Raw genomic sequence first — 20,130 nt, forward strand, 5'->3', positions numbered from 1 at the left:
ATCGCCTTCGAGCTTATGCCAACGGCCGGTGGGCGGGGCCCCGCTGGCGACGAGGCTGTCGACCGTCCGGCCGGTTTGTGGTGGGGGTCACCGGGTCGGCTCTCCGTCCTCAGCCGGCGCCGCCGCCGACCGGGGCGTCGGAGCTCGATTCGTCCGCCTGGTGCCGGCCCTGCCCGGTGGGCTGTCCCGCTGGGTCTTCGGGAGTCGCCTCGGCCGGGGGTGGGGGCGGCGGCCGCAGCGACCCCAGTTCTCCGGAGTCGTTGATGCGTTCGACGAACGGCCGGAACAGGGTGTAGCGGATGACCGAGAGCGATGCGGGAGCGACGACGATCCGCTGGAAGCCGTCCAGGTGCAGGCCCAGCGCGTCAGCCAGGATGGCCTTGATGACGTCGCCGTGGGAGCAGACCAGGATGACGGCGTCCGGACCGTATTCGGCGCTCAGCTCGCGGATCGCGCCGACGGCGCGCATTCCGACGGCGGCCAGACCTTCGCCGCCAGGGAAGACCGCGGCGGATGGATGACCTTGCACCGTGCGCCAGAGTTCCTCGCCGGAAAGGTCTTTCAGGGCCCGGCCGGTCCAGTCGCCGTAGTCCACCTCGGCCAGCCTGGGTTCCAGACGCACGGCCAGCCCACTGGCCGCGGCCAGCGGCGCAACAGTCTGCTGGCAACGGTCCATCGGGGAGCTGATCAGGGCGTCGAGGGTGATGCCGGCCAGCCTCGTCGCGACCGCCTCGGCCTGCTCCCGGCCCTTGTCGTCCAGGGACACGCCAGGCGTCCGGCCGGCGAGCACGCCCGCGACGTTGGCGGTGGAGCGGCCGTGGCGTAGTAGAACAACGGTCGTCACTGAGAAACCTTCGCGTCGAAGATGGCGACCACCATCGTGGCAGCGTTGGGGTGGGTCAAGAGGGCCTCTTCGCGTTGCAGATGGCGACCACCATCGTGGCAGCGTTGGGGTGGGTCACGGGCAACTCCTCGTCATGAGAGTGCTCCGGCGGACAGGGCGATGATCAGCGCGACGCCGACCACCCAGCGATACCAGACGAACCAGGTGATCTTGTGGCCGGAGACGAACTTGAGAAGCCAGGCCACCGAGGCATAGGCGACGACGAACGACACGATGGTCGCGATCAGCGTCGGCGCGAGGCCGACGTGCACGGGGTGCGGGTACTCGACGGTCGGTACCGGGGTCTTGAGTGCGGTAGGCAGCTCGAATGCGCCGGCGCCGATCAGCGCCGGGATGCCGAGCAGGAAGGACAGTCGGGTGGCGGCCACCCGGTCGAGGCCGCGGATCAGGCCGATGGAGATGGTGGCGCCGGAGCGCGATACGCCGGGGATCAGGGCCAGGCACTGACCGAAGCCGATCAGCAGCACGTCGACCAGGTTGAGGTCCTTCTCCGGACGGTCCTGCTTGGCCACCGCCTCCGCGTACAGCATCACGACGCCCCACAGGATCAGCGCGAACGCGACGATCCACAGGCTGCGCAACTGGTTGGAGATGACATGGCGCAGAAGGAATCCGACGATCGCAATGGGCAGTGACCCGATGATGACCAGCCACGCCATCCGGTAGTCGGGATTGCGCCGTTGCGCCTTGTCGAACAGTCCGCGCACCCAGGCCACCACCAGCCGGGAGATGTCCGACCAGAAGTAGATGATGACGGCTGCGATGGCGCCGACCTGGATGACGGCGGTGAAGGCGGTGATGCTCGGGTCGGAGATGTTGTAGCCGAGCATCCGGCTGACGATGGTCAGGTGCCCGGTGGAGGAGACCGGGAGGAACTCGGTCAGACCCTCGACGATGCCGAGGATGATCGCGGCGATCAGGGTCACGCGAGCACCCCGGCCGCGGAGGCTGCTGCGTGGAGGACGTGTAAGGCTTCCAGACGTGCCGCGGGGTCGGGGTCGGCCGGTGAGATGTTCACGGTGGTCACTCCTTCTCTGGCCAGCGCCTGCAGGCGCCGGACGATTCTGCCGGCATCGCCGATCAGGCTGGTGCGGTCGATGAACTCGAACGGGACCGCGGCGGCTGCCCCGGCGTAGTCGCGGGCCAGGAATTTCTCCTGCACCTCGTCGGCCTCCTTCTCGAAGCCCATGGCTGTCGCGATGCCGTGGTAGAAGTTCACCTTCTTCGCGCCCATCCCGCCGACGTACAGCGCCGCTCCGGGGCGGATCAGCGCGGCTGCCTGCTCGGGATCGTCGTGCAGCGCCAGCGACACCTGGACCGAGATGTCGATCGCGGACGCATCACGCCCGATGGCGTTCGCCGCGTCCCGAATGCGCTGGATTTGCCCGGCGCCCAGTTCCGGGTCGAAGAAGATGGCGAGCCAGCCGTCGGCGATCTCGCCCGTGAGGGTCAGGTTCTTCGGTCCGACGGCGGCCAGGTAGAGCGGCACCCTCGGTCGCACCGGCTGGAGCGAGAGCACGAGCGACTTGCCGAGGCCGTCGGGAAGCGGCAGCGTGAAGTGGTTACCGCCGGCGGTGACCCGTCGTCGGGCGATGGCCTGTTGGACGATCTGGGCGTACTCCCGGGTCCGGCCGACCGGATCGGAGAACCGGACGCCGTGCCAGCCCTCGCTGACCTGTGGTCCCGACACCCCCAGACCCAGCCGGAACCGGCCACCCGACAGCGCGTCGAGCGTGGCGGCCGTCATCGCCGTCATCGCGGGGGTGCGACCCGGGATCTGGAACACCGCCGAACCGATGTCGATCCGGGTGGTGGTGGCCGCGATCGCGCCGAGCACGCTGGCCGCGTCCGAGCCGTAGGCCTCGGCCACCCAGACCACGTCGTACCCGATGCGGTCCGCTGCCCTGGCGAGTTCGAGGTTGTCGTGCAGCTCCGCAGCAGAGGTCACGTAGCCAAGGTTCAAACCGAGTCGCATGCGGTAGGACGCTACCGGTCCGTGGTGGCCCGTTCGGTCAGCGAGCCGGGCCTGCGGCCCGGGTCGGTGTCTCGCGCTGTCGCAGTGTGGCACCGGTGTCGGGCGCAGCGTGGTGTCGCCGGGGGGTGTGGAGCGAGCCACTAGGTTGATGCCCATGGATCATCGGCGGGTCGGTCGCAGCGGGCTGGAGGTGTCCCGGCTGGGTCTGGGCACGATGACCTGGGGCCGTGACACGGACGCCGACGACGCCGCCTCGCAGCTGGAGTCGTTCGTCGGGGCCGGTGGGACGCTGATCGACACATCCAACGTCTACGGCGACGGAGACGCCGAGTCGATCATCGGCACCCTCGTCCCGGACGTCATCCCCCGCGACGACGTGGTGTTGGCCACCACGACCGTGGGGATCGGCGGCAGCAGCGGCCGACTCCTGGCGACCCTGGACGGCTCTCTCCGCCGGCTCAACACCGACCACGTCGACCTCTGGCAGGTCCACGCCTACGACGCGACCGTTCCGTTCGAGGAGACCTGTTCGGCGTTGGTACGGGCAGTCGAGTCGGGGCGCGCCCAGTACATCGGACTGTCCGGGTTCGCCAGCTGGCAGTTGGCCACCTTCGCGACGTGGCTGCGCGGTGCCGGCTGTCCCCTGGTGTCCACGGAGGCCGAGTACTCGCTCGTGGAGCGCGGCGCCGAGGAGTCACTGCTGCCGGCCGCTGCGCTGCACGGAGTGGGCCTGCTGGCCTGGGCGCCACTGGGTCGCGGGGTGCTGACCGGAAAATACCGACACGGCACGCCGGCCGACTCCCGCGGCGCCTCACCACATTTCACCCGCTACGTGGGTCGTCACCTGCGGCCGGATGCGGGTCGTATCGTCGAGGCGGTGGTCACCGCGGCGGAAGGTCTCGGCACGTCACCGCTCGCCGTGGCCTGCGCGTGGGTCCGTGATCGACGCGGGGTGGCCAGCGCGATCGTCGGGGCCAGGGACAACGCCCAGCTGCTGGGGTCGCTCGCGGCCGTCGATATCACCCTGCCGGCCGAGATCCGGTCGGCGCTGGAGGACGTCAGCTCGCTCGAAGCGGCCGACGACCCCCAGCAGCAGTGACCGGTGGCGTCGGTGGTTCCGGTGGTTCCGGTGGTTGCGGCGTGACGTCCTACGGTGGCGTACCGGTGTCGACGAATGTCTTCACCGAGTTCGCCGGGTCCGGGCTGTGGCCGGGAGTGGGGCAGGCGATGTCGCAGACGCTGGTCAAGGGCGGGATCACGTCGGCGTCGAAGGTGTCGGTGGCCGCGTTGGCGGCGCTGCCGAAGATGACTCCGAAGCGGGCCGACCGCATCTACACCTCCTGGATCGGTGCCGGCCAGGCCTACGCCGTCGCGCAACTGCTTGTCCCGCAGGAGATCCCGGTCCGCTGGGCCGGTCGGCTGATGGAAGCGATCGGGGACGACGCCGCTGACCAGTTGGCGCAGGACCCGTGGCGGTTGCTGGCGCTGCCGGACGCCACGGTCGCCCAGGCCGATCGAGTGGCGCTGGCGGTCGACCCGGGTGTGCAACGGAACGACCCGCGCCGCGGCCGGTCGCTGGTGGACTGGACCCTGGCCCGTTTCGCCCGTCAGGGCCACACCGCCGCCTCCCAGCAGCAGGTGGCCGACGCACTCCGGGCGTTCGGGGTCGACGCGGGCGCCGCCGTCCGTGCCGCCGTCGACGCCGGCCTCGTCGCCACCGTCCCCGCCCCGCCCCCCGCCGCGCTTATCAACTTCAACGGCGCTCATGAAGTGGTCGATTCGCGTCCCACCAGTCCCAAAACGGCCAAGTTGATAAGCGCGGACCCTGTTGAGCCCGAGACCGAGCCGGAGCCGGAGCCCTGGGTGGCGCGGACAGTGTTGGCCGAGGCCGAGGACAGCATCGCCGAGCACCTGAAGCGGTTGATGGCGACCTCCACTTCGCTGGCCGGTGAGCGGGCGGTGAAGAACGTCGTCCAGGAGCTCGACACGGTGCAGGCCGGCGCGGTGAGTGCGGCGGCCGGGCACGGCGTCTCGATCCTGACCGGTGGTCCCGGCACCGGCAAGAGTCGGACGATCGCGGCGGTGGTCGCGCTCTGCCACCGGGTGAGCGTCGACATCGCACTGGCCGCGCCGACGGGCCGGGCGGCCAAGCGATTGGAAGAACTCGCCGGGTCACCCGCTACCACGATCCATCGCCTGCTCGGTGCTCGTCGCGGGAACGGTTCTGTCTCAGCAGGTTTCGACCACGACGAGAGCAACCCGATCGAGGCCCGGCTAGTGGTGGTGGACGAGGCCTCGATGCTGGATGTCGAACTTGCTGCTGCGCTGCTCCGGGCTCTGAAGGACAAGACACATCTGGTGATCGTCGGCGATCCGGCCCAGCTGCCGTCGATCGGCCCGGGCCGGGTGCTGGGCGACATGATCGACAGCGGCGTCATCCCGGTCACCGAGTTGAAGACCCTGTATCGGCAGACCGAGGGCGGCGCGATCGCACGCCTGGCCATGGCGGTCCGCGGCGGCGAGCTGGTGCAGGTCGCCGACGAGAGCCGCGAGGTGGTGATCGTGCCGGCCCGCGGTTCGGAGGACGGCGCGCGCCGGGTGGTGCAACTCGTCACCGATTCCATCCCCCGTGTCTTCGGAACGACACCGGATCAGCTGCAGGTCGTCACCCCGGTGCACAAGGGTCCGGCCGGCACCCAGGCCCTGAACCGGGCTCTCAAGGCGGTGCTGAATCCGGGCCGCGGCGCCGTCCGTGGGTTCGACGCCGGCGATCGGGTGGTTGCGACTGCGAACCATCTCGACGCCGAACCCACCGGCTACGCCAACGGCGAGGTCGGCACCGTGATCTCCACGGGCGACAACTCCCTCCGGGTCGCTTTCACCACCGGTGAGTCGGACATCGCCGGCAAGTCGCTCGGTGATCTCCTACACGGCTGGGCAATCACCGTGCACCGCGCCCAGGGCAGCGAGTGGGAGGCTGTCGTCGCGGTGATGCCGCCCGAGGCCGGGTCGATGCTGTCGCGACCGTTGATCTACACAGCGCTCACCCGGGCCCGTCGGCATCTCTCGGTGATCCACGCTGCGGGCCCGATGCTGGCCAGAGCGGTGCGGTCCATCGGAGCCGAGCCGCGGCGCACCCGGCTGTGCGCGCTGTTGCAGCAGTCCGGCACGGCCGACGCGGATCCTGGCACTGTTCATCAGGCTGCCGATGCCGATGCCGATGCCGGTACCGCCGACCAGGTCGGTTGAGGTGAGTGCCCGGTATGACGGTCCGGCACCCGCATGACGCCAGACCAGCCGGTCTGACCCTCAAGTGTCATACGGCCGGGCGTGGAGTCATACGGCCGGACGTCGAGTCGTCCAAGCGCAAAGGTCCGCGAATCAGACGTGGAGGATGATGGTCCAGACGGGCAGGCGTGAGGCGGCCCGACGAACGACTGGAGGTGACCGGCCATCGAATCGGCCCGATTCCCCCGCCGCGTACCGCGCTGGGCAAGCTATCCGACGCCGTCCGAGGCGATCACCGACTTCGAATACCAAGGCCTCCGGATCGACGCGAACACCACGAGATCAGCTGCAGCGACGATGCTCTCGCTCCGAGCCGAGTTTGCCGGCTGGGAGCTGGACCGGGTGCTGCGATTCGAGGACGGCAGTCGCCAGGTCTGGATGCGACGCAGGCGCTCCCCCGGACTGCTACCCGACCTGACGCCCTGACGGAGCTGGATCGACTGGCGATCGGCGGTACTTGGATAGGCTCGGCCCGCCCGCAGCCACTCCCGACTGCCGGTGTCCACTGTCGGAAGGCCGCGCCATGTCGCTCTTTGCCGTGATCTTCGCCGCGCTGGCTGCCCTGCTTCACGTCGTGTTCTTCGTCTTCGAGAGTGTCCTCTGGACCACGCCGAAGATCTGGGCCCGGTTCGGACTGGCCAGTCAGCAGGAGGCCGAGACGACCAAGGTCCTGGCTTACAACCAGGGCTTCTACAACCTGTTCCTGGCAGTCGGCGTCGGCGTCGGACTGTTCCTGGTGTCCGGCCACGAGAGCGTCGGCCGGGCCCTGGTGCTGTTCGGGTGCGGCAGCATGGCGCTGGCTGCGATCGTCCTGCTCACCATCAGCCTGAGCAAGTTGCGCGCGGCCTTGATCCAATTCGTCCCGGCGGCACTGGCGGTCGTCCTCACGGTGGCGTCGTAGGGGCGATGGAACAGCCGGGAGGACAGGACCGACAGCCGGGAGGACAGGACGAACTGTCTGCCGGACTCCGCGAAAGCGATGTCGCCGAGCGCCGATCGGTAATGCGTGACTCCCTCGGGGTCGCCGTCGCCACCGGCGCGTACGCGCTCTCCTTCGGGGCGATCTCGACGGCCGGCGGTCTCGATGTCTGGCAGACCATGGCGCTCTCTCTGCTGATGTTCTCCGGCGGCAGCCAGTTCGGGCTGGTGGGGGTGATAGCGGGCGGCGGCTCGCCGTGGGCCGGTGCTGCCACTGCCATCATGCTCGGAGGTCGGAACGCGCTTTACGGCCTTCGGTTGTCCTCGTTGCTGAACCTGCGGTCGTGGCGGCGGGTGCTGGCGGCCCAGGTGGTGATCGACGAATCGAGTGCGATGTCGATGGGTCGATCGTCGCCGCAGGTCGGTCGACTCGGCTTCTACGCCACCGGTATCGGTGTGTTCGCGCTCTGGAATCTCGGGACGCTGATCGGCGCTGTCGGCGCATCGGTCCTGGCCGATCCACGGGTGCTCGGCCTGGACGCGGCGGCACCGGCAGCCTTCCTGGCGTTGCTCGCTCCAAGACTTCGGGGCCGGGAACCGTGGGCTATTGCGCTTGCTGCAGCGATCATCGCCATCCTGACGACTCCCTTGGTGGCGCCGGGTATCCCGGTGTTGATCGCGGCAGCTTTCGGCATCGTCGTCGGGGCGTGGCCGCGTCAGGGCATGGCCGGAGCGAAGTCGTGACGTGGGCCGCGATCCTGGTCGCCTCCCTCGGCGTGTACCTGTTCAAACTGGCCGGACTGTCCGTTCCCGCGGCCGTCCTGGCGCGTCCGGTGGTGCAACGCATCGCTGCTCTGGTGCCGGTCGTGCTGCTCTCCGCGCTGATCGCCGTGCAGGCCCTCGGCAGCGGTCAGTCGATCCACCTCGACGCTCGGCTCGCCGGAGTCGCGGTGGCCGGGATCGCCGTCTGGCGGCGAGCGCCGTTCCTGGTGGTGGTGATCCTGGCGGCCGTGACGACCGGCCTGGTGCGTCATTTTGTCCCGGGTTCCTGACCGAGATTCCGAAACAGACTGCGGAACCGACAGAGCGGGTCAGTCAAGCCAATTCATTCCATTGATGTGACCGGCCATGTGACCCGATCCCCCCGCGGTGACAACGCGTCAGCAGTTGCGGAGCAACCGATCCAGCACCCTGGTCCCGAAGACAAGCGACTCGACCGGCACCCGCTCGTCGACGCCGTGGAACAGCGACGAGAAATCCAGGTCAGCGGGAAGTTTCAGCGGCGAGAACCCGTACCCGGCAATGCCCAGTCGGGCGAACGCCTTGTTGTCGGTGCCGCCGGACAACATGTACGGCACTGCGATCGAGTCGGGGTCCTCCGCTGTGAGCGCGGCCTTCATGGCCTCGACCAGAGGACCCGAGAACGGCACCTCCAGGGGAGGCTGCCACGTCCAGGTGATCTCGATGCCGTCCCCGACGATCTCGGCGATCTGCTCGCGGAAGTGCTCCTCGGACCCGGGGAGGACTCGGCAGTCGACGGTGGCCTCGGCCGACGAAGGAATGACGTTGGCCTTGTAGCCGGCCTTGAGCATGGTGGGGGTGGCCGTGTTTCGCAGCGTCGCATTGACGATCCTGGACACCGGGCCGATCTTGGCGATGCTGCCGGCGAGATCGTCCTCGGGGAACACCATCCCGGTCAGCTCGGTCATCTTGTCGAGAAAGCTGCGGACGGTGGCCGTCATGGTCAGCGGGAACTGGTGGCTACCGAGTCTGGAGACCGCGTCGGCGATCCGTGTGACGGCGTTGTCGTCGTTGATCATCGATCCGTGCCCGGCACGGCCGGTAGCCTTGAGATGCGCCCAAGCCACGCCTTTCTCGGCTGCGGCGACCAGATAGGCGCGACGGGCGTCGTCGAGAGTGATCGAGAAGCCACCAACTTCGGAGATGGCTTCGGTCGCGTCGGCGAAGAGCTCCGGATAGAACTCCACGAGCCATTGGGCGCCCCAGGTACCGCCCGCTTCCTCATCGGCGACGAACGCGAAGATGATGTCCCGCGGCGGGACGATACCGTTGGACTTGTACTCACGGGCCATCGCGAGGGTCATGGCGACCATGTCCTTCATGTCGACAGCGCCTCTCCCCCAGACGAAACCGTCCTGCACAGCGCCCGAGAACGGGTCGACCGTCCATTCCTCCGCCTGGGCGGGGACCACGTCGACATGGCCGTGGATGAGCAGCGATCCCCTGACCCGGTCTGCACCCTCGAGCCGGCAGACGACGTTGCCGCGGCCGGGCGTTGACTCGATGTAGATCGTCTCGTAGCCGACCTCCTCGAGCTTCTCCTTTATGTAGCGGGCCGCCTGCGCCTCGCCGTCGCCGATGGTGTCCGGGTCGCCGGTATTGACCGACTCGAATCGGATCAGCTCGCTGCAGAACCGGACCACCTCGTCCGCCGCGATGGTGGGCGTGAGCGTGTGCTGGGGGGACTCGGTGTCGGCCATCCTGCTTTCCTACCATCGTCCTGGTGCAGGTGTGGGAGCAGTCGGTGGCTGGTCGGTCACCGTCGCCGACGTCGATCACCTGACGGGGTTCTGACCTGCAGGTTCTTCGGAAGGCGACCCTGTCCAGTAAAGTGGGTGATCGCACTGCGCACCACCGCGCAGCGCACCCGGTCCGGGTGGCGGAATGGCAGACGCGCTAGCTTGAGGTGCTAGTGCCCGCAAGGGCGTGGGGGTTCAAGTCCCCTCTCGGACACACACAGTTGATCGGACTCCGGTTCTCCCCGGGCGTGGTGACATCGCCTACCGCCGTGGATACAGCGAGTAGGAGGGAAAGTTCCCGTAGAGCTGCTCCGCAGAACCGTCCGCGAGGCAGCTGACGGCCTGGACGAGGAGGTCACCGCCGACGAAGGCTCCCTTCCACGAAGCCCCCAGCCCACCGAACACCTCGTCACGGTCACCGCGTGATCGTGGTTGGTTGACGCCCACCTTGAAAGCTTGCAATTCTTCTGCGACCCGGGCGGCCAGGTCAGGGTCGTCGGTCGCCAGCGAGGCGACCAACGATCCGTTCGACGCGTTCATCGCCGACAGCAGTTCGGCTTCGGTGTCGACCAGGACCACCGAGTCCAACGGGCCGAAAGGCTCGCTGTGGTGCAAGGACCAGGCCGGGGGCGGCGCCAGCACGGCCGCCGGTGCCACGTAGGCGCTCACATCCTGCCCCGGCAGGAACCTGCCGGATTCAACGGTCCGTCGGACGAGCGGGATTCCGCCGCCGCCGACCGCCTCGTCGAATCGCGCCCGTAGGTCGCCAGCCTTGTCGGCATGGATCACCGGGCCGAAATCGAGCTCCGGGAGGTCATCGGTATCGTGCTCCACAGCCAGCGGATGGCCGAATTGCAGACTGTCGACGACCGGCAGATAGGTCTGCAGAAACTGGTCGAACAGCGAACGCTGAACCACGTAGCGGGGGTAGGCGGTGCACCGTTGCTTGCCGTATTCGAACCCTTTTCGAAGGTGTCGCGCGAAGAGGTCCCACTGGCTGAACCCGAAAACGCCCCAGGTGTTGAGGCCCTCCTGCTCCAGGAAATGGCGGCGTCCCGTGTCGGCCAACGAGGTGGCGGCCTTCCGACCGTTTGCGCGGCCACCGACGAAGGCAAGCGCACCGAGACCCTCACCGCGAATGAGCGTGTCGCCCAGTTGCGATCCGACACCGGACACCAGGGTGACCGGGAGGCCCGCTCGGCGCATGAGGGCATGCGCCAGCGTCAGGCAGTGGAAACCCCCTTGACTCGGCGTCTTGGCGATCACGGCATTACCGCACAGCATCTGCACCAGTTCGGCGTGGACCTGCACGCTCATCGGATAGTTCCAACTGGCGATGTTGCTGACCGGGCCGGACAGCGGCATTCGGCCGGCGAACTGTCGCTCGATCTGTTCGACGTACCACCGGACCCCGTCCAGGGCACGGTCGACGTCCGCACAGGCAAGGCGCCACGGCTTCCCGATTTCCCACACGAGCAACATGGCCAGCAGATCGCGGTGCCCCTGCATCGCCTCGACGGCGGCCAGGACCCGCGAGCGCCGCTCGTCCAGATCCGTACCGGCCCAGAGGCGATGCTCGCGAACGGCTCCGCTGACAGCCTGTTCGGCGGCGGCGAGGTCGATGCACGGCGGCCCGGGAACGACGGTTCCGTCGATCGGGGTGACGTGATGGCCCATCACCCCGTTGTCGACCCATTCGCCGTCGATCAGATTGAGTATCCGATCCGGAGCGAATGCCTCCGGCGCGGCGCGGCAGGCCCGTGCGTAGGTGTCCGGCCAGCTGGTTCCGGGGGCGAGGTGCATCAGCCCAGTCTCCGTTCCTGTCGTGGTGTCCATGTGGCCTGCATTCGGCCTGCTGAAAACAGTATTGCGTCAAGAAATGCCTCCTAGTGGCGATCGCTGACGTCAAGAACAGCGTTTCTTCCATTTTTGTGGAATCTGCGCAACTGACATCGCCGACGCCGAACAGGACCTGGCTCACTCGGCCGCCGGGCTCGGGAAAACGGAGACGAAGTAACCAAGCTGGATCTGGGGATCAAGTCCGGAGTCGGTCAGCAGGTCCCGGGCCGCGCTGGAGACATCCTGCTCCGGCGACACAGTCAGGTCGACATACCGGCCCGCTGCAAGATTGGTCCGGTGGTAGAGGTGATTGATTGTCACGGCCGGTTCGTCCCGGGTCGGCTGATCGGTCGATCAGCGCCCGATCGGTGGCTTCCGGCCGTATCCACACCGGAAGCCACCCCGGCCTCACTGCACGAACACGGCCACCGTTCGGGCCGGCACCTGCACCGACCCGGCCGCGACGACCGATGTCTTCAGCACCGGGTCCGACCCGGTGGCTTGGATCGGGCTCAGCTTCATTCCGGCATTCCCCACCACCGCGACGGTGGCCGTCACGGCCGAGGCGTTGAACACCACTATGATTCGTTGAACCTTGGGATCGATGTTCGGGCCGACACGGTCGTCTAACTGCATGACGATCACCCCCGGAGTCTGGCCGGGGCCAGACGACGGGAACGACACCTTCTGCTGGATCAGGGCTGCTGAACCGAGCCTGAACAGTGGCGACGAGAACCGCAGCTTGAGCAGGTCGACGCTGCCATCGCCCGCGGCCTTGATGTCGGCCGGGGTCGGCTTCAACGCTGAATCGGACAGTAGCGGCTTCATGAACGACCACTTGGCCGAGTTGTCCGTCGACAGCGGCAACCCGGACCCGAACGTCGAGTTCTGCCCCGACCAGTCGATCCGATTGAACCAGTCTCCGGAGTTGAAGGAGTTGCGGTCCAACGACTTCGACCGTAGGAGGTCAGCGCCGGCGTGCCAGAACGACGGCCCTTGGCCCAGGGCGGTGGTGGCCAACGACAGCGTATTCATCCGGACCCGGTCCGCCATGGACGTTGATTGCGGCAACTTGTAGGTCAAGGTGTCGAACAACGTCTCGTTGTCGTGCGCGTCGACATAACTGATCGTTTCCGACGGATCGGCGGTGTATCCGGTCGGTTGTCCGTTGTAGTCCACCTGGGCGCCGTTGACGGTCGCCCCGGTCCGGTCGACAAAGGTGTAGCCGGCGAGGTTGCCGGTCAACCCGATCTTGATCCGGTCCTGGTCCAGCAGCAAGGTGGCCAGCTGGGTGTCGGCTGACCCGTTGCCGGGGGCGACATTCGGGTCGGTGTACAGACCGGAACCGAAACCCTGCAAACGTGGATCGTCGTCGAACGGACCGCCGCCGCGAACCGAGTCTCGCAGGCGGTCGTTGAAAGTGCCGACGCCGGTGCCGGCCATGTTGGCCTGGGTCGCCTGGACGAACAACGCGTTGTCCGCGACCTCACCGAAGTTCCAGCCCTCGCCGTACAGGTAGACCTTCTTGCCGTCCACTCCGTCGTGCCGCAGGGTCAATTTGTCCAAGGCTGCGCGAATGGCCAGGATGGTCGACTTCGGGTGATGCCCCATCAGATCGAACCGGAAGCCGTCGACCTTGTAGTCCCGGGCCCAGGTGACCACCGAGTCCACCATCAGCTTCTGCATCATCGCGTGCTCGGCCGCCGTATTTGCACAGCAGGTCGAGTTCTCCACCGATCCGGTGGCCGAAAGCCTTTGGTAATAGCCGGGAACCACCTTGTCCAGCACCGAGTACTGAGCCTGCCCGGACGCTGCGGTGTGGTTGTAGACGACGTCCATCACCACCCGGAGTCCGGCGCCGTTGACGCCGGCCACCATCTGCCGGAATTCCTTGGTGCGGGCCGCCCCGTTCTGGTTGGAGGCGTACGAGCCCTCGGGCACGGTGTAGTGGTAAGGGTCGTAGCCCCAGTTGAAGCCGTCCTTCTCGACGACCTTGGCCACGCAGGCCTGCTGGGCCTCGCCGGCCGGGTCGGCTGCGGACAGGGCGGGTAGGTCACAGTCGGGCGTGGCCTGCTCGCTCTTGTTCTCGTTGATGGTCGCGATGTCGAACACCGGCAGCAGATGCAGCGTGTTCATTCCGGCCGCGGACAGCGCCTTGAGGTGCTTCATGCCGTCGCTCTGAGCGTCGGTGAAGGCCAGATAGCCACCCCGGTGCGCGGCCGGCACGGTGTTGTCGCCGATCGAGAAATCGCGGATCTGCAATTCGTAGATGGTGGAGTCCTCGGGCTGCGCCAGCTTCGGCTTCTTCAGGCTGTCCCAGCCGGACGGCTTCAACGTCGTGTCGTCGAGATCCGCGATCACCGAGGCGGTCGAATTGAGGGTCAAGGCGACGCTGTACGGGTCGGTCACGTCACTGGTGACCAACTTCCGGCTGTCGGGATCGAAAACCGTCACCCGGTAGACGTAGGTCGCCCCCCGCCACTTGGTGTTGCCACGGGCCAACCAGACGCCGTCATCGTCCCGGTGCATGGCCAGCACCTGCTGCGGGGCCGAACCCGCCGGGTCGATCACCAATTTGACGTTCTGCGCCGTCGGCGCCCAGACCGACAGGATCGGTGACCAGCTGTGCCAACTGATCCCCAGGGCACGCTTCACGGCACCCGGGTACAGCGCGTCCAGCACGCCCGGCATCTGCACCGAGGTGGCATCGACCAGCCGGCCCAGGTCGTCGTACGCGGCGAGCGCTATCTGGCCGGACAGGATGCCGGCCAACAGCTTTCGGTCCTTGCTCACCCAGTCCGGCAGGCGCAGCCCGTCGTACTTGGCCACCGCCGGGAACTTGGTGGTCAGCTTGGTCGGCAAGCTGCCGAGCGTCAGCCCGACCGAAGGCCCGCCGGTGATCGCTTCCGAGTCCAGCTCCAGCCCGGCCTGCTTCGAGTAGCTCAGCCGGAAGGTCCAGTTCGCCGCGGCCGCCGGCAGATCCCAGGCCAGCCAGGATTTGTCGAGCCACTGGGCTCTGGCCTTGGTCGGGTCGGCCGCCGAGGCCGCCGTCGACGAGGTGACGGTCAGTACGTGGGTGGCCAGCACGTAGGAGAAGGTGACCTTGGCTCCGGCTGCGACCGTGAAGGAGATGTTCGCGCCACCCGGTGCGCCGCCGGCCCCGTAGTTCTCGTCCCAGGACAGCCCGTGCGCCACCTTGGTGTCGTACGAGCCGGCCGGGATCTTGTTCGTCGAGAACGTGTACGTGCCATCACCGTCGACATCTTTGAGCCAGGCCCGCATGCAGTCGGGGGCCCAGTCCGAGGAGCAACCGAGTTCGGATTGGAACGAACCGGCGGCGGTGACGATCGGCCCGGGGATGCTGGTGGTGATCCAGTGCGTGGTGTGGTCGTAGTAGAAGGTCACCTCACCCGTCGTCGGCATGACCAGGCTGATGTTGCCGCCGTCCCGTTTCCCGTTGGCGCCCCAGTTCTCCGTCCACGACCCGTCGATCGCCGCCTTGTAGTTGTAGGTTCCGGCCGGCAAGGTGACCGTCTTCTTCCAGATCTGGTCGTTGGCGTCCAGGGTCATGAACGCGGCGCTGCACTCAGGTTGCTAGTCGGCCGGACAACCGATCTCGCTGTCCAGGTCGCCGGCGACGGTGACCGAGGTCGGCTGGGGGCTGACCGGGTCGTCGGTCGCTCCCCCGCCGCCGACCACCGGTGGCGGGGGGTCACCGACCACGGCCGACGAGGTCGCGACCGAGAGATTGCCGGAGTGATCCCTGAGCACCGCCCGATACTCCAGCAGCGTCCCCTTGGGTAGGGTCGAAACGTCCTGGAACACGCGGTACGGCGCGTTGTCGTCAGTGCCCAGCTTGGTCCACTTGGTGGTCCCGGCCGCCCGGTAGGCGAAGGTGACCTGGTTGAACCCACCGGCCGGGACGGTGACGCCGACCTCGGCCCGGCCGCCGACCGTGCCGCCGGCGAGAGGCTTGTTGAAACTCGCTGCCGGCGCCTGCTTCTGCTTGACCAGCGCGTGAGAGGCCTTCCAGACCACCGACGAGAGCGGCGGAATGGTCACGGTGACCCGGCCTTCTCGGTCGGAGACGATCTTCTTGGTGCCGGCCGGCCACAGGCCGTGGTAGGCGGTGTCGACGTTGAAGGTGTCGAAGGTGGCGGTGGCCGGCGCGGTGGAGTTGTTGCTGGCCACTACGTATTCGATCTGCTGCTTGGCGTCGATCCGGCTGAACGCGTAGACCCCGGCCTTGCTGCTGGCGTAGCGATGGATCTGAGCGCCGTCGGCCAATGCCGGATTGTTCTGCCGGAGCTTCGACAGGGCCGCGATCTCCTGGTAGACCGGGTTGCTGGTGCCGAATTTCGGGGTGGCCGTGGTGGCGCCGGGGGCTCCGATCAGGGTGTCGTCGTTGTAGGTGGCGACCTTGGACCCGAACATGTCCTGCCGGGCGTTCTGATCCCCGCCGTTGTCGCCCGTGAAGCCCTGCTCGTCGCCGTAGTAGGTGACCGGCTGGCCGCGGGTCAGGAACATCAACTGCTGGGTCAACAAATCCCGCTGCAGCAGCTCGGCGCCGCTGATGCCGGGCGTGTTCAGGAAATTGCCGATCCGTCCCATGTCGTGGTTGCCCAGGAAGGTCGGCAGTTCGTGGGCGTTGGAATCGGCGTCGGTGTAATAGTCATCGCCGGTATAGAGATCACGTAATTCCGTGGTCGGTCGTCCCTGACCGAAACCGGTGGCCCGGGCCTGGAATCCGAAGTCAAGGGTCGACTGCAGCCCGCCCTCGGTGGTGAACCGGGACATCTTGGCCGGGTCTGCGTCGTAGACCTCACCGAACATGAAGAACTTCGGCTTGCCGGCGCTGGCCGCGGCGGCCCGGATCTGCGGCGAGAACTTTTGCCAGAACTCGATGTTGACGTGCTTCACGGTGTCGATCCGGAAACCGTCGATGCCGAATTCAGCCCAGAACTTGTAGATGTCGATCAGGCCGTCGCGCACCGCGGGCTGCTCGGTGAACAGGTCGTCCAGACCGACGAAATCGCCGTAGACATCACCCTCGGTACCGTCGAAGGCCGCGTTGCCGCGGTTGTGGTAATAGGTCGGATCGTTCAGCCAGGCCGGTACTTTCACCGTCTTGTCGGCTTCGGTCGCGAATGTCGGGGTGTACGGGAACGACGTCTTGTCCAGCTTAGGGAAGGTGTTGCCGGCGGCGTAGTCGTGGTCGTCGAATTCGACCCCGTCGACATCCTTGTAGGGCTGCTCGGCCTTGGTGACGTACTTGTCCAGACCCTGTTCGTTGGTGATGACGTCGGCCGTGTGGTTGGTGATGATGTCGAAGAAGACCTTGATGCCCTTGCGGTGGGCGGCCTGGATCAGCGCCTGCAGGTCGGCGTTCGTGCCAAGGTGCGGGTCGATCTGGGTGAAGTCGGTTATCCAGTACCCGTGGTAGCCGGCACTGGCGTTGTCCCCTTCGCCCTGCACGGGCCGATTCTTGAACGAAGGTGTCAGCCAGACCGAGGTCACTCCGAGCTTCTTGATGTAGTCGAGTCTCTGGGTGATTCCCTTGATGTCGCCGCCGTGGTAAAAGCCCTTCGCCGTCGGGTCGAGACCGTTGATCATCTTGGCCTGCTCCGCGGTCGACCCGGCCGGCACGGCGATGTGACCGTCATCGTTACTCGGATCGGCGTTGTTGAACCGGTCCGTCATCACGAAGTAGAAGCGCTCCTTGGTCAGGTCGGAGCGCAGACTGGTGCCGGCCATGGCCCCATCCTCTGCGTTGAGCCCGGGCTGAGCCTTGGTCGGGGTCAGCGTCACCAGATGGGTCGCGGTGTCAAAACTGAAGGTCACTGCGGTCGGGTAGGCCGCAGTCAGGACCAGCGGCATGTTCCCGCCGGTGGCCGAGCCGCCGGCGCCGTAGCTTTCGTCCCAGCTACCGTTGATCGCGATCTTGAATTCATAGTTGCCGGCCGGAATGGAAAAGCTCTTGGACCAGGTGCCGGAGCCGCTGTCGACCAGGTTGGTGTTGCTGCAGGCCGGGGCCCAATCGTCGGCACAACCGAGTTCGCTCTGCAGGCTGCCGGCCACGGTGACTTCAGTCGGCCCGCCGGCCGCTGCGGCCGATGTCGGGGCCGGACTGGCGCTCACCGGTCCGGCGGTGGTGCCGAAGCTGGAGAGGGCCAGGGCCAGGGCGGAGGCCAGAGCCAAGGCCCTGCGACGGAATAGCGCTCGCCGCCGATGGTGGTTTGACGTTCGGGCCGGGCGACTGGAGGGTTCGCGATGGACGACGGACGGCAATGGCATGGATGGCTCCCAATAGTGATCGACAACACGTGACCGTAGTCACAGGTTGTCGACAGCACAATTTCAGGCCTCTCCAATCAAGTGGTCAAGCGGCCTGCGCCAATCGAGTAATCAATCGGCAAAGATTCCGCTGGAATACGGACAATCGAGGCGATTCATGGCATGGCAATAATCCGATTGCTCCATCGCCCACCACTATCGGCTGGGCATTGGGTCCTCACGGCTTCGTTGGGCTACCTTCGACGGGCTCAAAACGTACTTGATCGATCCGTTTGCCGACTTAGGACAGCGGCGGTCCCGGTGTGTAGCCGCGCGACCCGATCGCCTGCTGGGTGGCGGTTCGTACGGTTCCGTGGCGACATTTCGCGGCTGACGGCGGTGGCTGGTCTGGATTGGGGCGGGCCTGCTCTTAAGCGAGGACGGGGTCACCTTCCATGTGGCCGGAGGGAGCGAAGCGTCCGCCCTTGAGGACGCCGACTGATATGCGCACGTGGGTTGCATGGCTCACGTCCCGGTTGATGAGTCCGACGAACGGGACCCCTTCCAGTCCGACCGTGTCGAGTGTCTTTGAGGCCCAACGGCGCCGGAGCGATCGGGTCCTCCTGGCACCTCATCAGCTTCTCGGCGGCATTGCGCGAGACGGGCAGCTCAGGAATCAGCCACAAGCTGAAACTTATGTTTTAACACTTCACAGTGTTAGAATCGAATCAATGTACGAGAGATTTAGGTTCACCGAAGACGGGAGGGGTTTGTCATGACGACGGTACCGGTCGACCCCGACAGTGCTGCCGCACCTTCCGGACCGCCCGCTGCGCCGACGCCGGAACCGGCTGCTGCCCCCGCTGCCGTACCTGTCGCCGACACCTTCGAATGGGTCACCTCCGCTGTCCCGGCAGCGTTGTCGCCGTCCGAGCTGCCGGATCTGATCGTCGCGGCGAACCGGCTGATCTCCCACCTGCAGGCCGTGCAGATCGCCGCGGTCGCGGAGTTCGCCACACCCGGCCGGTGCGGATCCATGACGAAGCTGATCGACGGTTTGATCGACCACACCGGCCTGGCGAACCGCCCCGGTGGGCTGGTCGACCCGGAAGCGATGAGCGTGCTGATCGCCGAACGGGCCCAGGACATGGCCGCCGCGGAGATCAGCGCCGCCCTGCACCAATCGCCGCTGGGCGCCGCCCACCGGGTGTCCGCCGCGGTGGAGTTGGTGCAGGAGTTGCCGGCGACGTTGGAGGTGTTGAAGGCCGGGCGGATCGACCTACCCCGGGCCCGGATGATCGCCGAACGCACCGCCAACCTCGACCCCACCCTGCGCACCGCGGTGGAAGCGAAAGTGCTGCCGCTGGCCGAAACCCGCACCCCGGGGCTGCTGCGCCCGATGATCGACCTCCGCGTCATCCTGGCCGACCCCACCGCGTCGAAGAAACGGGCCGACAAGGCCCGCAAGGACCGGTTCGTCGACCACACCCCCAGCGTCGACGGGATGGGGATGATCCGGGCGCACCTGACCGCCGAAGGCGCCGTCGCCGTGTTCGACCTTTTGGACCGGATCGCCAAAGCCACCGTCGGGATGGACGAACGGGGCATCGCCGCGTGCCGCGCCGACGCCCTGGTCGACATGTGCCTGCAGATCCTGGCCAACGGGTTCGTCGACCTCCGCGACACCTGCACCCCCGACAACGCAGAGACCGCTCCAGCCGAAACAACCACCGATACTGACATTCTCGACAAAACTTCCGCCGCTGAGCGGGCCGAGGACTCTGCCGATCTGCCCGTCGAGTCCGTCGAGGGCGACGAGACTGCCGACGGGACCGTCGCTGCCGCGTCGGTCGAGGTTGCGGTCCCACCCGACCCGACTGTCTCCGTTGCACCGCAGCCGATCACCGCGCGGCCGGGTAAGCGCCTGTCGAAGATCACCAAACACCACGGCCGCGGCGCCCACTTCAACCTGACCATGAGTCTCGCCGCGTTCACCGAGTTCAACCAGGACCCCGCCGAACTCACCGGACACGGATTCCTCCCCGCCCACCTCGCCCTCGCCATGAAAACGTCCATCCGAACCCTCGCGGTCATCGTCGTCAACGAACACGGCCACGCGATGGCCGTCGGATCCACCGCGCCTGTTCCGACATACATCCCCACCCAGACAGTCACCGATCAGGTACTCACCGCCGCCGGGACCTGCCGCTTCCCGTCCTGCCGGATCCCCGGACCACTGTGCGACCTGGACCACCGGGAACCCTTCGACCACCAGCACCCAGAACAAGGCGGGCAGACCGACGCCAAAAGTCTCGACCCGCTGTCCCGACACCATCACTTCCTGAAAACGTTCACCGACTGGACCGCCAGCCGTAGCCCGACGATGGATTGAC

General features: G+C 67.0%; 15 protein-coding genes, 1 tRNA gene and 1 pseudogene. 8 read left to right on the forward strand and 9 right to left on the reverse strand.

The features are described from left to right. Nucleotides 1-109 precede the first annotated feature (109 nt). The 3 genes from ABIB25_RS15390 to ABIB25_RS15400 all read right to left on the reverse strand — a co-directional run bounded on the left by ABIB25_RS15390 (nt 110) and on the right by ABIB25_RS15400 (nt 2,879). A complete protein-coding gene (locus ABIB25_RS15390; protein ID WP_354529341.1) occupies nt 110-844 on the reverse strand; it encodes a histidine phosphatase family protein in 735 nt (244 codons plus the stop codon). 131 nt (nt 845-975) lie between these two features. Then, nucleotides 976-1,830 carry an undecaprenyl-diphosphate phosphatase gene (locus ABIB25_RS15395; protein WP_354529342.1) on the reverse strand — a complete coding sequence of 285 codons (855 nt, stop codon included), beginning with the start codon at nt 1,828-1,830 and terminating at the stop codon, nt 976-978. Then, entirely contained in the window at nt 1,827-2,879 is a 1,053-nt protein-coding gene (locus tag ABIB25_RS15400) for an LLM class F420-dependent oxidoreductase (protein ID WP_354529343.1), read from the reverse strand. The genes ABIB25_RS15395 and ABIB25_RS15400 overlap by 4 nt, the downstream gene beginning before the upstream one ends. A gap of 154 nt (nt 2,880-3,033) precedes the next feature. Here ABIB25_RS15400 and ABIB25_RS15405 point away from each other — a divergent pair, with 154 nt between their 5' ends. The 6 genes from ABIB25_RS15405 (at nt 3,034) to ABIB25_RS15430 (ending at nt 8,137) form a co-directional block, all read left to right on the forward strand. Beyond that, complete coding sequence (locus ABIB25_RS15405) at nt 3,034-3,978, forward strand: aldo/keto reductase (RefSeq protein WP_354529344.1); 945 nt, start codon at nt 3,034-3,036, stop codon at nt 3,976-3,978. Between the two features lie 128 nt (nt 3,979-4,106). Next, entirely contained in the window at nt 4,107-6,128 is a 2,022-nt protein-coding gene (locus tag ABIB25_RS15410; RefSeq protein ID WP_354529401.1) for an AAA family ATPase, read from the forward strand. Between the two features lie 270 nt (nt 6,129-6,398). Beyond that, nucleotides 6,399-6,593 (forward strand): DUF5703 family protein, encoded by a 195-nt coding sequence (locus ABIB25_RS15415; RefSeq protein ID WP_354529402.1) that lies wholly within the window; start codon nt 6,399-6,401, stop codon nt 6,591-6,593. 97 nt (nt 6,594-6,690) lie between these two features. Beyond that, nucleotides 6,691-7,068, forward strand: coding sequence for a DUF1304 domain-containing protein (locus tag ABIB25_RS15420; protein WP_354529345.1), 378 nt, complete (start codon nt 6,691-6,693; stop codon nt 7,066-7,068). A gap of 101 nt (nt 7,069-7,169) precedes the next feature. Beyond that, nucleotides 7,170-7,829: an AzlC family ABC transporter permease gene (locus ABIB25_RS15425; protein WP_354529346.1), complete on the forward strand. Its 660-nt coding sequence runs from the start codon at nt 7,170-7,172 to the stop codon at nt 7,827-7,829. Then, nucleotides 7,826-8,137, forward strand: a complete 312-nt coding sequence (locus ABIB25_RS15430; protein ID WP_354529347.1) for an AzlD domain-containing protein — start codon at nt 7,826-7,828, stop codon at nt 8,135-8,137. The genes ABIB25_RS15425 and ABIB25_RS15430 overlap by 4 nt, the downstream gene beginning before the upstream one ends. 108 nt (nt 8,138-8,245) lie before the next feature. Here ABIB25_RS15430 and ABIB25_RS15435 read toward each other — a convergent pair whose 3' ends face one another. Further along, nucleotides 8,246-9,586: a M20/M25/M40 family metallo-hydrolase gene (locus ABIB25_RS15435; RefSeq protein WP_354529348.1), complete on the reverse strand. Its 1,341-nt coding sequence runs from the start codon at nt 9,584-9,586 to the stop codon at nt 8,246-8,248. A 170-nt stretch (nt 9,587-9,756) separates the two neighbouring features. On the opposite strand from ABIB25_RS15435, the gene ABIB25_RS15440 reads away from it, so the two are divergent. Further along, a tRNA-Leu gene (locus ABIB25_RS15440) sits at nt 9,757-9,839 on the forward strand. A gap of 47 nt (nt 9,840-9,886) precedes the next feature. Here the strand turns inward: ABIB25_RS15440 and ABIB25_RS15445 are convergent. The 5 genes and pseudogenes from ABIB25_RS15445 to ABIB25_RS15460 all read right to left on the reverse strand — a co-directional run bounded on the left by ABIB25_RS15445 (nt 9,887) and on the right by ABIB25_RS15460 (nt 17,662). Further along, on the reverse strand, nt 9,887-11,461 hold the full coding sequence (locus tag ABIB25_RS15445; protein ID WP_354529349.1) for an aldehyde dehydrogenase family protein: 1,575 nt from the start codon (nt 11,459-11,461) through the stop codon (nt 9,887-9,889). 141 nt (nt 11,462-11,602) lie between these two features. Continuing rightward, complete coding sequence (locus ABIB25_RS15450; protein WP_354529350.1) at nt 11,603-11,785, reverse strand: hypothetical protein; 183 nt, start codon at nt 11,783-11,785, stop codon at nt 11,603-11,605. A gap of 87 nt (nt 11,786-11,872) precedes the next feature. Then, a complete protein-coding gene (gene pulA, locus ABIB25_RS15455) occupies nt 11,873-14,869 on the reverse strand; it encodes a pullulanase-type alpha-1,6-glucosidase (protein WP_502919822.1) in 2,997 nt (998 codons plus the stop codon). After that, nucleotides 14,846-15,046 (reverse strand): annotated as a pseudogene (locus tag ABIB25_RS29220) (pullulanase X25 domain-containing protein); the annotation flags it as partial. The pseudogene ABIB25_RS29220 and the gene pulA, both read right to left, overlap by 24 nt. A 12-nt stretch (nt 15,047-15,058) precedes the next feature. Next, nucleotides 15,059-17,662, reverse strand: coding sequence for an alpha-amylase family glycosyl hydrolase (locus ABIB25_RS15460; protein ID WP_354529352.1), 2,604 nt, complete (start codon nt 17,660-17,662; stop codon nt 15,059-15,061). A gap of 850 nt (nt 17,663-18,512) precedes the next feature. Between ABIB25_RS15460 and ABIB25_RS15465 the strand changes: the two genes are divergently transcribed. Further along, nucleotides 18,513-20,129 carry a DUF222 domain-containing protein gene (locus ABIB25_RS15465; RefSeq protein ID WP_354529353.1) on the forward strand — a complete coding sequence of 539 codons (1,617 nt, stop codon included), beginning with the start codon at nt 18,513-18,515 and terminating at the stop codon, nt 20,127-20,129. Nucleotide 20,130: the final 1 nt, after the last annotated feature.

Origin of the sequence: Nakamurella sp. UYEF19 (assembly GCF_040546275.1) — a bacterium.
Taxonomy (GTDB): domain Bacteria; phylum Actinomycetota; class Actinomycetes; order Mycobacteriales; family Nakamurellaceae; genus Nakamurella.

Bases quoted from the DNA above. Each gene is read 5' to 3' on its own strand.
- ABIB25_RS15405 (WP_354529344.1), top strand. From the start codon at position 3,034: ATGGATCATCGGCGGGTCGGTCGCAGCGGGCTGGAGGTGTCCCGGCTG.
- ABIB25_RS15425 (WP_354529346.1), top strand. From the start codon at position 7,170: ATGCGTGACTCCCTCGGGGTCGCCGTCGCCACCGGCGCGTACGCGCTC.
- ABIB25_RS15420 (WP_354529345.1), top strand. From the start codon at position 6,691: ATGTCGCTCTTTGCCGTGATCTTCGCCGCGCTGGCTGCCCTGCTTCAC.
- ABIB25_RS15400 (WP_354529343.1), bottom strand. From the start codon at position 2,879: ATGCGACTCGGTTTGAACCTTGGCTACGTGACCTCTGCTGCGGAGCTG.
- ABIB25_RS15410 (WP_354529401.1), top strand. From the start codon at position 4,107: ATGTCGCAGACGCTGGTCAAGGGCGGGATCACGTCGGCGTCGAAGGTG.
- ABIB25_RS15445 (WP_354529349.1), bottom strand. From the start codon at position 11,461: ATGGACACCACGACAGGAACGGAGACTGGGCTGATGCACCTCGCCCCC.
- ABIB25_RS15435 (WP_354529348.1), bottom strand. From the start codon at position 9,586: ATGGCCGACACCGAGTCCCCCCAGCACACGCTCACGCCCACCATCGCG.
- ABIB25_RS15465 (WP_354529353.1), top strand. From the start codon at position 18,513: ATGACGACGGTACCGGTCGACCCCGACAGTGCTGCCGCACCTTCCGGA.